Here is a 12,850-nt window from a genome sequence, read left to right as displayed (position 1 = left end):
TAGAACCTCGTTTCACGTAGCGTCCGACCTGCCCCCGGAACGCCACGAGCCCCCGCCAGCAGGCCGGGGGCTCGTGCAGAGAGTGGAACGCTACTGCTTCGCGGTCGCGAACTTGGAGGCGAAGGCGTGGATGCTCGCGACGACGTGATCGAGTTCCTCGTCGCTCATGCCGTGGCTCATGCCGAGCGACATGCCCCGCTCGAAGACCTCGTCGGCGAACGGCAGGCCGCCCTCGGGGATGCGGTACTCGACATTGCGCATCATCGGGTGACGCGTGACGTTGCCGCTCCACACCGTGCGCGTGTCGATGCCCGCCCCCTCGAGCGACTCCTGCAGATCCCCACGCTCGAAGCCGGCGTCCTCGCGGATCGTCACCGGGTAGCACAGCCACGCGGTGTAGAAGCCCTCCAACGGCTTGGGCAGACGGAACAGCTCCGGGTAGGCGCCGAACGCCGCACTGAACGCGTCGAAGATCTGGTGACGTCGCCTGTAGTTGACCTCGAGCTTGCTCAGCTGCACCAATCCGAAGGCCGAACCCAGCTCCGACGGTTCGAAGTTCCACGGCAGGACGTCGAAGATGAAGTCGTTGTCGTAGGCGACGCCGTCCAGATCCTCACGGAAGACACGGCCGGTCTTCGCCTGCTCGGATCCGAACAGGTGCGGCTCGGAGCGGCGGCCCCAGCGGCGGAGCATCAGGCCCTTGTCGCGCAGCTTCTCGTCGTCGAGACACACCATGCCACCGTTGCCGGCAGCCGTGATGATGTGCGACATCGCGAAGCTGGTGACCGTGATGTCCGAGCGCGAGCCGGTCTTGGTGCCACGCAGAGTGGTGCCGATGCAGTCGCACGAGTCCTCGATGACCCCGAGATCGTGCTTGTCGGCGATCTCGCGGATCGCATCCCAGTCGGGGGCGTTGCCGGCGAGGTTCGGAACCAGGATCGCCTTGGTCTTGTCGGTGATCAGCTCCTCGATCTTGCTGACGTCGACGTTGTAGGTGTCCGGCTCGACGTCGACGAACACCGGGATCCAGCCACCACGGACGATCGGCGACACATCCGTCGAGAACGTCAGCGGCGAGGTGATGACCTCGGAACCCTTGGGCAGATCCAACAGTTCGAGCGCCAGGTAGAGCGCGGACGAGCCCGAGTTGCACATCAGACCCAGCTTCTTGCCGTACAGGTCGGCGACCTGGCGCTCCATCTCGGCGACGTTCTTGCCGATCTTCAGCGCGAACGGGCCACCGCGCAGAACCTCGAGGCAGGCCTCGATCTCACGCTCGTCGTGAACACTGCGGGCATAGACAACCCTGGTCATTGGATCTCCTCGTGTTTTCGGGAAGGTGTCCGCGTGGGCGGTTCGCGAGGTTCCGAGAGGTCTCGTGCCACGAACCGGGCGGAAAGTGCATGGGCAGGAGTCAGATTCGTGCGAGTCCCGCGTCGCAACGGCCGCGGGCTCACCCCATCCGGTGGCGCCACCCTCTTGCCTGAACAACGTAAATTGAACGTTCATTCAAAGCGAATATAGGTCGGGGAATCCGAGCCGTCAAGACGGAGTCGCCGCGTCGCTCATACCCGAATCGAAAGGCCGACAAACAGGTTCGACGGCCTTCCGGATGCCGACGTGGTGCCGCTTTGACGCGACGCAGCGTTCGCAGTTAATGTCGTTGAATGAATGTTCAAATCGGAAGGGACTGACGTGCCGGAACCCCACGACAGGAAGTCCGAGATCCTCGACGCCGCGGCCGGCCTGTTCGCGGCGCGTGGCATCGCGGGGACGTCGATGCGGGAGATCGGCGACGAGGTCGGCCTCAACGCCGGGGCGCTGTACCACTACTTCCGATCGAAGGGCGCCATCGTCAACGAACTGGTCACCGCGTTCCTCTCGGATCTCCTCGCGAACTATCGTGCGACGGGACTCGAACAGCTCGAACCCCGTGCCCGGCTGAAGGCGATCGTCGACGTCTCACTCGCGATGGGCGCCGTCCGTCCCGACGCGACGAAGGTCTATCACGCAGAGTTCCCCAACCTGCGCAAACTGCGTGACTTCACCGAGGCGAATGCGCTCGCAGACGAGATCCAGACGATTTGGCTCGACGCCATCGAGGCGGGCAAGGATGCGGGCGTCCTCCGAAAGGACGTACCTTCCAGAGTGTTCCACCGCTTCCTCCGAGATTCGGTGTGGTTCACGGTCTACTGGCGCAAGCCTGACGATCCCTACACTCTGGGCGAGCTCTCCGAGGACTGCATCTCCGTGTTCCTCGACGGCATGGCCACGCGCCGCCCCGAGCACTGAACGTTCTCCCACTCCCCCAACCTCCCACTTGCGCAAGATCCGCCAGGAGCTCCGCCGCCCGACCTCGCTGCCCGAGGACGAGCTGTACGTCGCCGCCAAGGAACTGCAGGCCCCGTACGATCTGTTCGCCGCCGGTGGCATCGCGACCCCCGCGGACGCGCCGATGATGATGCAGCTCGGCGCCGAGGGCATGTTCATCGGCTCGGGCATCTTCGAGTCCGGCAACCCCGCCGCCTCGCCGAGCGCGGCTGGTGATCTGAGCAGACTCGCGACCGTTGCTCACCCCGACGCACGACGCCCGCGGGTCTTTCCACCCGGAGCGGCTACACGATTCCGATGCCAGAACGCTTCCGGCGGGTGCTCACGACTCGCCTCGGGCGGTCAGTGCAGCGATGTCACCGCCCAGTGCACTCCGATAGGTGCCCATCAGTTCCTCGACGCCACCGAACTGATCGCCGACCTGATGCGTGTTGTCGGCCGACAGCTCGCGGTTGCCCGAACGGGCGATCAGGTCGTCCATCCGGGTGTCGAGGCTGGTGGCCCAGCGCATCGACGCCATCGCCTGAAGCTGAGTCTCGGCCTGCGACAACAGGTCCCCGATCCGAGCCAGCGCGGCGACCCGGTCCACCAACTGGTCCCACACCGGCGCCAAGGCGTCGTGCCGGGACTGCACGTGGTCGCGGGCAGCCGGCGTGGAGGTGAGTGCGTTGTCGAGTTCGCCGAGGATTCCTTGCAGTGCGACGGTGTCCACCGCGATCTGGGTGAGTTCCTCCGCGAGATCCAGCTGGGCACGCTGCACCACGAAGTGCTCCGAATGCCACGCGGGCGACCCCTCGATGCGATCGTAGAGCGAGCCGGCGAGGAACAGCAGGGTGTCGTAGCGGTCGACGAACCGGTCGTCGTCCGGTTCCACAGCCCGTTCGAGTGCATCGGCCGCGCGGCGACCCGCCTCCTCGGCCCGGGTGTGCTCGGACAGCCGGGCCACCCGCTGCGCCGTCGACTCGAGCACCGCATTGCGGAACTCGTGCAGGTGCCGCCTCTCCAGCGGCAACGGAGCGGGCGTGTGCTGCAACGCCGCGAACAGCGCGTCCCGCTGCCCGGGGTCCAGGTGGACCCCGTCACGACGCTCCCGACGAATCGCCCGTACGCCGCCGGCGTAGTGCATGTTCGACATCGTCAGCGTCGAACGCAGTCCGTCGATGCGCTTCGCCAGCTCCGCCGCGCGATAGCGGTGAGCCAACTGCACCGGACCGGGCCGCAGCGATGCCGCCCGGGCGGCGATCCTCGCGTGCTCGTCGGTGAGCAGGCGCAGAGCACCGAAACCACCGATCGACGGAATCGTCCGGCCCGCGCTTCGACGGGCGCTCAGGGCGTGCCGTGTCGGCCCGTCCACCCGCCCCGCGGCGATCAACAGCGCGGAAGCGTCGGACAGCGGCGAGTGCCGACCGTCGAGTCGGGCACGCTCACAGCAGCGACGGACCTGGTCGTTGATGCGGGCGCGCCGTTCGGTCACGGCAGCGGACGGGTCGGGTGCAGGCATCGCGCCTCCTCGAGGGGCTCCTGCCCACCACTGTCCCAGAAATCCGGAAACTGCGTGGCGTCGAACGGCGCCGTCAGCCGGCGATTCGGCCTCGCGGTTCGAGGCGGCCGTGCGATTCGGCCCGGATGCGGAGCAGCAGCAGCCCCGACACCGACGCGACGATCAGCGCGACGACCGTGGTGTGCACGTGCAGCTCGGCCACCCCGACACCGGCCACGACCAGGCCTCCGAGGAACAGACTCAGCAGAACGAACTTGATTGCGGTGGACTCCATGACGACTCCCTCACACGTCCCGGCGCGTGATTTCGACTCGGGTGTGCGGACAACGACAGCTACGCGGTAGTTCACGTCCGCCGCGAACGCTAGACCCGACGGTCGCCCCCACCGGGACGACACGTCGGGTCCGCGCAGTCGATACCGATCCGATACGAGTCCGCTGCAGATCGGTGTCAGTCGATGACGGCGTCGGAGAACACGGGCGGGTTGCCGAGGAACTGACGGTGCGACGGCGGCTGCTTCCCCTCGAGGTCCTCGACCCCGAGCTCCTCCGCGACCTCGGCGCCGACGAGCACCTGTCCGCTGCGCTTCATCAGCTGGGGGTCGCGGGCGAGGGCGTCGATGACGCGCCCGGGGAACTCCGCCGACTCCGCGGTCGCCGCCAGGCCGTCGTACGCGCCCGGGTTCGCGTCGAATCCGGCCTTGGTGCGCTCGGTCATGAGCAGACCCATCCAGAGCGAGACGACCGCGACGTTGAACGGCCGGAAGTCGACGGCCATGTCGTGGGCCATCTTGTCGACTGCGGCCTTGCCGGCGCCGTACGCGGGACCGTGCATGTAGCAGGTGCCGCCGAACGACGACGTGTTGACGACCAGGCCCTCACCGTTGGCGGCGAGCAGCGGCGCGGCGTAGTAGCTCGAGACGTAGCTGGACCGCATGCCGACGTCCAGCACGTCGAGCAGCGACAGCGACTTCTCCCAGAACGGGCCCTTCTTCGTCAGCTCGTCCGGCACGTTGAGCGCGTTGTTGACCAGGATGTCGAGGCGTCCGTGCTCGTCGCGCAGCCGCGCGAAGAACGCCTCCACCTGGGCGTCGTCGCTGTGATCGAGGACGACCGGAACGCCCTCGCCACCCCGGCGGGTGATTTCCTCGGCGGTGGCGAACACCGTGCCCGGCAGGGGCGCGTCGCCCTCGGTCTGTGTCCGCCCGGTGACGTAAACCTTCGCACCGGTCTCACCGAGTGCCAGCGCGATGCCCTTTCCCGCGCCACGACTCGCGCCCGTGACCACCACGATCCGATCCGAACTCAGACCCACCATGCACTCCAACCGTTGTCGGGCGACCACACGGGAGGTGTGGCCCACGTCTCATCCAGCACACCGTAAGCGCCTTCGGACATGCATGTCATTTCCCGCTGGTCGGGAGAACCACGATCCGGCGGCAGCTGATTGAATCGAGGGATGACGCAGGACATCCCGACCCGGCCCCTCGCGGGCGTGCGCGTGCTCGAACTGGGCAACTACATCGCGGCCCCCACCGCCGGCCGGTTGCTCGCCGATTTCGGCGCCGAGGTGATCAAGGTCGAGCGACCCCGCACCGGCGACGAACTGCGCAACTGGCGCCTGTACTCGGGTACGACGTCGATGCTGTACCGCACGATCAACCGCAACAAGAAGTCGATCGTGCTGGACCTGCGCACCGCGGAGGGCCGGCAGCTGGTGCTCGACCTCGCGGCACGGTGCGACATCCTGCTCGAGAACTTCCGGCCCGGCACGCTGGAGAAGTGGGGCATCGGGCCCGAGCAGTTGGATGAGGTCAACCCCGATCTGGTGATCACCCGGATCTCCGCGTTCGGTCAGACCGGTCCGCTGGCCGAACGGCCGGGCTTCGCGGCCGTTGCCGAGGCGCTCGGCGGCTTTCGGGAACTCGTCGGCGACCCGGACCGTCCGCCGGTCCGGGTGGGTGTGTCGATCGGCGACTCCATCGCCGGCCTGTACGCCGCGTTCGGCTCGGTGATGGCGCTGTTCCAGCGACAGTCCCGCACGGGCGAGTCGCTCGCGTTGTCGCAGCGGATCATCGACGTCGCGCTCAACGAGTCGATCATGTCGATGATGGAGTCCCTGATCCCCGACTACCTCGCGTACGGCGTCAAACGTGAGCGCGTCGGCGGCCGGATGGAAGGCATCGCGCCGTCCAACGCGTACCCGTGCAACGACGGCACCAGCATCATCATCTCCGGCAACGGTGACGCGATCTTCCAGCGATACATGGAGACGATCGAACGCCCCGACCTCGCCGCCGACGAGGAGCTCCGGACCAATGCCGGACGCTGGGCGCGCCGCGACGAACTCGACGCCGCGATCGGCGCGTGGACGTCCCGCCACACCCGCGACGACGCGCTGCGCATCCTCGACGAGGCGAATGTCCCGTCCGGGCCGATCTACACAGCCGCCGACATCGTCGACGACGATCAGTACAACGCGCGCAACATGATCCAGACGTTCTGGGTGGACACAGGCGACACCTCCGCAAAACCGGTGGGCTTCCCGGGCATCGTGCCGGTGATCGGCGACAAGTCGCTGCCGATCACCACCGTGGGCCCCGACCTCGGCGCACACACCCGCGAGGTGCTCGCCGACGTGCTCGGACTGCCCGACGCCGAGGTCGACCGGATCGTCGCCGCGACGGAGGCATGATGAGCTACTCGTTTACACCGCAGTCGATCCTGCGCGACGTGACGCTGCGCGACGGGCTGCAACTCACCGGCAAGGTACTGCCCACCGACCGTAAACTGGAGATCGCGCGCCGACTCCTGGCACTCGGGGTCCCGGAACTCGAGATCGGGTCGATGGCGCGGCCGGACCTGGTGCCGCCCATGGCGAACACGCTCGAGGTGATCGGCGAGCTGACGTCCGAGGAACTGGACCGCTGCTGGGTGTGGGTGGCCACGCCCCGCCATGTCGAGAAGGCCGCAGCCGCCGGCGCCCGCAACTTCCAGTACTGCTTCTCCGCGTCCGAATCGCACAACCGCGCCAACATCGGCCGCTCCACCGACGACAGCCTCGCCGCGATGCCGGCCGCGATCGAGTTGACCCGCGCGGTCGGCGGGCGCATCCAGCTGTGCATCGCAACGTCGTTCACGTGCCCGTTCGAGGGCGAGGTGCCGGCCGATCGGGTGCTGGCGATCGCGAACGATCCGCGCGGCGACGGCGCCGACGACATCGTCCTCGCCGACACTCTCGGTCAGGCGGTGCCCGCACAGGTGGCGGGACTCGTCGGCCGGGTCGCGACCGAAAGCCCGAAGCGGCGCATCGTCTTCCACGGCCACGACACGTGGGGTCTCGGCGTCGCTAACACGCTCGCCGCGATCGCCGCCGGGGCGTCCGTCGTCGACGGGTCGCTCGGCGGCCTCGGTGGCTGCCCGTTCGCCCCCGGCGCGAGCGGCAACACGTCCAGCGAGGACATCGCCTTCGCGACGCGGCCCCACTGGCTCACACCGAGCAGCCTGTCCGGGCTCGTGGACATCGCCGTGCCGATGCTCGCGGAACTGGGAGAACCCAATCGCTCCCGCACCGCGGAGGGAACACGCTCCGAGGCACGAGCATTCGAGTGGGTGCGGCCGACCGGCTGGCGCCCGAGAGAGGAGCCGTCATGACGTTCACCGACGACGAGGTCGCCTTCCTGCGGTCGCAACCGCTCGCGCGACTGGCAACCACGGCAGACGACGGCCAACCCGACGTCGTGCCACTGGCCTTCGAGTTCGACGGCACCTACTTCTGGATCGGTGGCACCGGTGAGGCCGTGCTGTACACCCGAAAGTTCCGCAACATCCTCGACGGCCACGACAAGGTGGCACTCGTCGTCGACGAACTGGTGTCGCTCGACCCCTTCACCGCCAAGAGCATCCGCGTCTACGGGATCGCGGACCCGCCGATCGAGCGCGTCGGGATCGTCGGCCCCGGGCTGTACTCACGGATCACCCCGACGGTGTCGTGGAGTTGGAACATGGCGGGCGAACCGGCGGGCGACGTCTGGTACGAGCCGCGGCGAGCGGTACACACGACGGCCGCGGATTCGAACGACTGATTGACGTCACCGGCCCGGATCCGCTGCTCGATGATTGAAGGGGACAGGTCGTAGCGATGCAGTCGTCGCGTCGGCCGACGTCAACGCATCGCCTGTGACACTTGGTACGGGGCACCGATCAACGCAGGGGTCAATATGTTCCAGGTTCAGAACGACACGGCTGTCCTCCGCTCTCGCGCCAGTGCGGAGGGCACACCAGTCCCGCTCCTGCGTCGTCGGACATCATCGACCGGATGCATTCTCGGTGGGCGCATCGACGTGGTTGGCCACAACTGGATCAGATTCCCCTCGACCGGCGGCTGGAAACCAGCGCCATCGGCATATGGGCGGATTCAAGAGGGATGCGAATCATCCTCCGCGGCAAGGATTCGCCTCATGTGTTCCGTCATTCGCGCCTCGTCCGGTTCGAGCCCGGTGAAGATGCGGAACGAGTCGACAGCCTGACCGACCGCCATGCCGATACCGCTGATGGTCCGGGCCCCGACCGCCCGCGCCCGGCGCAGCAACTCGGTCTCGGTGGGGCGGTACACCACGTCCGCAACCCAGAGGTCGGGGCGGAGCAATTCCGGGTCGAGGGCGATGCCTGGATGCGCGGTCATGCCGATCGGCGTCGCGTGCACCAGACCGTTCGCCGCTCGGACCGCGTCTGCGACGTTCCCGAGGCCGCCAGACGCGATGGTGCGGCTCGGGAACTGCGCGCCGAGCTGGGCTGCGAGAGCAGTCGATCGTTCGGGGTCGGCGTCGACCACTATGAACTCCTCCGCGCCGCGCTTCAGAGTCGCGTAGGCGACCGCGGCACCGGCGCCACCGGCACCCAGCTGGACCACCCGACCCAGCGGTGTGTCGCCGAGGCCTGCCTCGAGGTTGCGCGAGAAGCCTGTCCAGTCGGTGTTGTGACCGACCAGTCGGTTCCCGTCGATCTTGATGGTGTTGACGGCGCCCAGCATCCGGGCGTCCGGAGAGAGGTCGTCGACCAGCGGGATCACTGCTTGCTTGCAGGGATGCGTCACGTTGAGGCCGTCGAACCCGAAATCGACTGCAGCGCTGATAATACGGGGAAGTGTCTCCATCCCTCCATACGAATCGATGTCGAGGATCCGGTACACGTACCCAACGCTCTGGGCGCGCCCCTCGGCCTCGTGCAGCGCGGGCGTCAGAGACCGGGCGATGCCGGACCCGATCAGCCCACAAAGGAACGACGGGGCGGCCTGCGCCTCGATGCGCATCGGCGGGGACGGGACGGGGAGGGCGACGAGTGTCATTCGGTCACTTCCGCGTAGAATTAACTATCTGGTGAGTTAATTCACCGTAGCATACGATTGGGAACGCGAACACCACCGAAATCCCCAGGAGAGGCGATGGCGCCGGCCGAAACCAACCAGAAGGCAACCGCAACGAAGGCGGCGCGAGGAAGCAAGACCGGACGAACCCGGGACCCCGAGCGCACGCGCGAGGACATTCTCCGAGTCGCCACGGCGGAGTTTGCGAACAAGGGCCTCTCGGGCGCCCGTATCGACGAGATCGCGGCCAAAACCTCGACCACAAAGCGGATGCTCTACTACTACTTCGGCGACAAGGAGGGCCTCTATCGGGCCGTTCTGTCCAACGCCTATCAGGAGATCCGATACGAGGAGACCCAGGTCGACATCGACCACCTCAACCCCGAGGACGCGATCCGCACCGTCGCCGAAATCACCTTTGACCACCACGAGGCCCATCCGGACTTCATTCGGCTGGTGTCCATCGAGAACACCCATCGCGGCGAGAATCTCGCAGCCATCGAGGGCATGGAGGAGACCCAGCAGCCCGCAATCGAGACTCTCGAGCGTGTCCTGGTCCGCGGCCGCGAACTCGGACTGTTCCGCACCGACGTGTCGTCGCTGGATGTTCACATCTTGATCAGCTCGTACTGCGTCTTTCGGATCGCCAATCGCCACACCTTCCGCACCCTCTTCGACTGGGATCCGGCGTCTCCCGAACACCGTACCCACCTGCGGACGATGCTCGGGGAGGTCGTGCTGTCGTACCTGAAGTCGCGACCTAGCCATTACTGAATTAACCAGTTCGACCATTGATGCGTGCTGTGACCGGTGTTCCTCGCGTATCGCGCGTCATGTCGGCCTCAACCTCGTGGGTGAACTCCCGTATCCAGCTTGCGGATCTGGACAACGACGCGCCGGAACGGGCCCTCGCCCTGTCTGAACCGACTGAATGTCGGGCCCCAACCCGATCACGGTTGGGGCCCGATAGCATTCGGAGTTACGCCCGCAGCTGCGCCGCGAGCCGGACAGCCGCATTCGCCTCGCCGTAGCCACGGTAACCGCGAACCCGCTGCACCACCTCGAAGAAGAAGTCGGCGCCGACTGTCGGTGTGAACAGGTGGAAGAACTCTCCGCTATCGTTCGCGTCGTACAAGATTCCTGACTCGGCCATCGGGTCGAGCAGGGCACGCGGCAGACCGAACCGCGCGTCGAGGTCATCGTAGTAGTTCGACGGAATCGGCAACGGCTCGAATCCCCGGGCACGCATCGCGGCGGCTGTGGTGAAGATGTCACTGCACCCGAAGGCCACGTGCCCAATACCGCCCCGGCGCGCCACACCGAGATGAGACGTGACCGAACCGGGCACCATTCCCAGCGTCAGACGTAACGGGTTCGCGCCGCCGGCCGGCTCCTCGAACGAACGGTTGCGCAGCATGCCCACCGCGTCGGTCACGTCGAGGCCCTCGTGCGGTTCCATCGCGAAAACCGAACGAAGCAACAGCTGCAAACCATCCCAGTTGTCGGCCGGAATCGCCAGGCCGACATGATCGACGTCGCTGAACAGCGGCACGTCATCCTCCCAGCCGCGACCGCTGGGGTACAGGTTGAACGCCGCCTCCCACGCCTCCGCGCTGGCCGGCCCGCGGACGTCGAGCGACGTCGCGTTGGTGATGTCGAGTCGCACGACGTCCGTGCCGGTGCCGCCGTCGGCGCCGGGCATGGCGACGCCACGGGCGCGGACCTCATAGGCACGGGCCCGCGCAGCCCACGACGCCGGGTCGACCGAACGAACCCCGATCTGGGTGAGCACGGGCAGGTGCGCCGGAAGGCCAGGCGCGGTCCAAACCGTGCCCGCGCTGGCATCGACGACTATCGTCACCCCGGCATGCCGCCAGAGCTGGAGGCCGTGTGAGCCATGCTCGCCCGCCAGCCGAAACCCGAGCTGATCGAGCACGCTGCGCAGCGCATCGTTCTTCCCCGGCCCCGCGGCGATCCGCAGGGAGACAACGCCATCCAGGGACGAGGCGGGCGGGGGCGCGAACAGCCCCGGAGCCGCGGCCTTCGTGTCCGCCGCGGCCTGACGCGCCACCTCTCCTTCCAAGTACAGCAGCGATCGGTGGGCGTCAACGGCGGTCCGGCCGGTGTCCGATCCGCGGAACGTGTCGTTGAAGATCTCCAGTGACCACGGGCCGCGGTAGCCGGAGGCATGGACATGGGTCCCGAACGCGGCGAGGTCGAAGTTTCCTTGTCCCGGGAAGTTCCGGTAGTGACGGCTCCACTGCAGCACGTCCATCGCCATCGCCGGCGCGTCCGCGAGCTGCAGGAAGAAGATCTTCTCCCCCGGGATAGCGCGGATACCGGATGGGTCGTCGCCACGCGAGAGGATGTGAAAGCTGTCGAGACACACACCCAGAGCGGGGTGATCGGCGGCACGCACGATCTCCCACGAGTGCCGGTATGTGTTGACGTGCGTGCCCCACGCCAACGCCTCGTACGCGATCCGCACGCCGCGCCGCTGCGCGGCGTCCGCCAGGACCGACAACTGCTCGGTGAGCAGATCGTCATTGCAGACCGCCTGCGGCAGCGGCGACGAGCAGACCAGGAGCGTGTCGCAACCCAGTTGCTCCATCACGTCGAACTTGCGTTCAGCGCGAACCAGATTGCGGGCAAAGGTGTCCGGGTCGGCGGAGTCGAGGTCGCGGAACGGCTGGTACAGATCGACGGTGAGGCCGAGGTCCTGCGCCCGCGCCGAGAGATCCCGTGCGGACAGTGGTGACCCGACGAAATCGGGCTCGAACGCCTCGAGCCCATCGAATCCGGCAGCTGCGATCGCGGACAGTTTCTCGTCGAGAGTGCCGCTCAGGGAGACGGTGGCGATGGACGTGCGCACCCGGTTCACGATCAGCTCCTGCCACAGATGTAGTCGACGGCGAGGCCGTAGCCGGCGATGCCCAGCCCGGCGATCACCCCGGTCGCGACCGGCGACACGTACGAATGATCGCGGAAATCCTCACGGGCGTGCACATTGCTGATGTGCACTTCGATGAGCGGGACTTCGACGGTCACCAGTGCATCACGCAACGCGACCGACGTGTGGGTGTACCCACCGGGATTGACGACGAGACCGGATGCCTCGGTGCGCGCCTCGTGTACCCAGTCGATCAGCACGCCCTCGTGGTTCGACTGACGTGCCTCGACGGTCCGACCGAACCGACGGGCCGTCTCTGCGCACAACGCCACCACGTCGTCGAGCGTCTCTTGGCCGTAAACCGCGGGTTGCCGCTGACCCAGCAGATTGAGGTTCGGTCCGTTCAGGACGTAGATGGGACCTGGTGTTGTCACGCCCATGCTCCTTATGTACTAAATAGTGAGTTAGTTCGTGACCAGGATAGCCGCCAGGCAACGAAGGCGCCGCGCCGAATCGGTGGGACACAGCAGTCTCGTTCACACGACCTGCTGCAATGCAGGGTCGGGCCTGCACACGAAGATCGTCAGGTAGCCACGTCGCACCCCGTCCCGGCTGCACCTCGAACCCGCAGCCACATCACCGTGGAACGAAAGTGCGAATCGAGTCTGCTCCGCCCGACAGCGCGACAGCGCGACAGCGCGACAGCGCGACAGCGCGACAGCGCGACAGCGCGACAGCGCGACAGCGCGACAGCGCGACAGACG

At 66.9% G+C, this 12,850-nt stretch carries 12 protein-coding genes and 1 pseudogene; 6 read left to right on the top strand and 7 right to left on the bottom strand.

Features of this window, described 5'->3' with window-relative positions; all coding sequences use genetic code 11:
- Positions 1 to 90: 90 nt before the first annotated feature.
- On the bottom strand, positions 91 to 1,314 hold the full coding sequence (locus tag AC1RIF_RS25715; protein ID WP_492604210.1) for a DegT/DnrJ/EryC1/StrS family aminotransferase: 1,224 nt from the start codon (positions 1,312 to 1,314) through the stop codon (positions 91 to 93).
- 381 nt (positions 1,315 to 1,695) lie between these two features.
- On the opposite strand from AC1RIF_RS25715, the gene AC1RIF_RS25710 reads away from it, so the two are divergent.
- Positions 1,696 to 2,292 (top strand): TetR/AcrR family transcriptional regulator, encoded by a 597-nt coding sequence (locus tag AC1RIF_RS25710; RefSeq protein ID WP_492604209.1) that lies wholly within the window; start codon positions 1,696 to 1,698, stop codon positions 2,290 to 2,292.
- 19 nt (positions 2,293 to 2,311) lie between these two features.
- A pseudogene (locus AC1RIF_RS25705) lies at positions 2,312 to 2,539 on the top strand (pyridoxal 5'-phosphate synthase lyase subunit PdxS); the annotation flags it as partial.
- 114 nt (positions 2,540 to 2,653) lie between these two features.
- Here the strand turns inward: AC1RIF_RS25705 and AC1RIF_RS25700 are convergent.
- From AC1RIF_RS25700 to AC1RIF_RS25690, 3 genes are all read right to left on the bottom strand, one after another.
- Positions 2,654 to 3,832 (bottom strand): hypothetical protein, encoded by a 1,179-nt coding sequence (locus tag AC1RIF_RS25700; RefSeq protein ID WP_492604208.1) that lies wholly within the window; start codon positions 3,830 to 3,832, stop codon positions 2,654 to 2,656.
- Positions 3,833 to 3,905: 73 nt separating this feature from the next.
- Complete coding sequence (locus AC1RIF_RS25695; protein ID WP_492604207.1) at positions 3,906 to 4,106, bottom strand: hypothetical protein; 201 nt, start codon at positions 4,104 to 4,106, stop codon at positions 3,906 to 3,908.
- Between the two features lie 176 nt (positions 4,107 to 4,282).
- Complete coding sequence (locus AC1RIF_RS25690; protein WP_492604206.1) at positions 4,283 to 5,149, bottom strand: SDR family NAD(P)-dependent oxidoreductase; 867 nt, start codon at positions 5,147 to 5,149, stop codon at positions 4,283 to 4,285.
- A 141-nt stretch (positions 5,150 to 5,290) separates the two neighbouring features.
- Between AC1RIF_RS25690 and AC1RIF_RS25685 the strand changes: the two genes are divergently transcribed.
- From AC1RIF_RS25685 to AC1RIF_RS25675, 3 genes are read left to right on the top strand one after another with little or no spacing between them, the layout of a single operon-like run.
- Positions 5,291 to 6,526 (top strand): CaiB/BaiF CoA transferase family protein, encoded by a 1,236-nt coding sequence (locus AC1RIF_RS25685; RefSeq protein ID WP_492604205.1) that lies wholly within the window; start codon positions 5,291 to 5,293, stop codon positions 6,524 to 6,526.
- Positions 6,526 to 7,485: a hydroxymethylglutaryl-CoA lyase gene (locus AC1RIF_RS25680; protein WP_492604204.1), complete on the top strand. Its 960-nt coding sequence runs from the start codon at positions 6,526 to 6,528 to the stop codon at positions 7,483 to 7,485. Before AC1RIF_RS25685 ends, AC1RIF_RS25680 begins: the two co-directional genes overlap by 1 nt.
- Positions 7,482 to 7,916: a PPOX class F420-dependent oxidoreductase gene (locus AC1RIF_RS25675; protein WP_492604203.1), complete on the top strand. Its 435-nt coding sequence runs from the start codon at positions 7,482 to 7,484 to the stop codon at positions 7,914 to 7,916. Before AC1RIF_RS25680 ends, AC1RIF_RS25675 begins: the two co-directional genes overlap by 4 nt.
- 332 nt (positions 7,917 to 8,248) lie before the next feature.
- Here the strand turns inward: AC1RIF_RS25675 and AC1RIF_RS25670 are convergent, their stop codons facing one another.
- Complete coding sequence (locus tag AC1RIF_RS25670) at positions 8,249 to 9,142, bottom strand: shikimate dehydrogenase (RefSeq protein ID WP_492604278.1); 894 nt, start codon at positions 9,140 to 9,142, stop codon at positions 8,249 to 8,251.
- 132 nt (positions 9,143 to 9,274) lie between these two features.
- On the opposite strand from AC1RIF_RS25670, the gene AC1RIF_RS25665 reads away from it, so the two are divergent.
- Positions 9,275 to 9,970: a TetR/AcrR family transcriptional regulator gene (locus tag AC1RIF_RS25665; protein ID WP_492604202.1), complete on the top strand. Its 696-nt coding sequence runs from the start codon at positions 9,275 to 9,277 to the stop codon at positions 9,968 to 9,970.
- A gap of 205 nt (positions 9,971 to 10,175) precedes the next feature.
- Here the strand turns inward: AC1RIF_RS25665 and AC1RIF_RS25660 are convergent, their stop codons facing one another.
- Together AC1RIF_RS25660 and aroQ are read right to left on the bottom strand one after the other, a co-directional pair.
- A complete protein-coding gene (locus AC1RIF_RS25660; protein WP_492604277.1) occupies positions 10,176 to 12,080 on the bottom strand; it encodes a sugar phosphate isomerase/epimerase and 4-hydroxyphenylpyruvate domain-containing protein in 1,905 nt (634 codons plus the stop codon).
- Positions 12,080 to 12,526, bottom strand: a complete 447-nt coding sequence (aroQ, locus tag AC1RIF_RS25655) for a type II 3-dehydroquinate dehydratase (RefSeq protein WP_492604201.1) — start codon at positions 12,524 to 12,526, stop codon at positions 12,080 to 12,082. Before aroQ ends, AC1RIF_RS25660 begins: the two co-directional genes overlap by 1 nt.
- Positions 12,527 to 12,850 lie beyond the last annotated feature (324 nt).

Source organism: Prescottella sp. GW823-FHT02E09, from assembly GCF_058797375.1.
The sequence above is the reverse complement of the archived record's forward strand: the minus strand, read 5'-3'. Positions and strand labels throughout refer to the sequence as shown.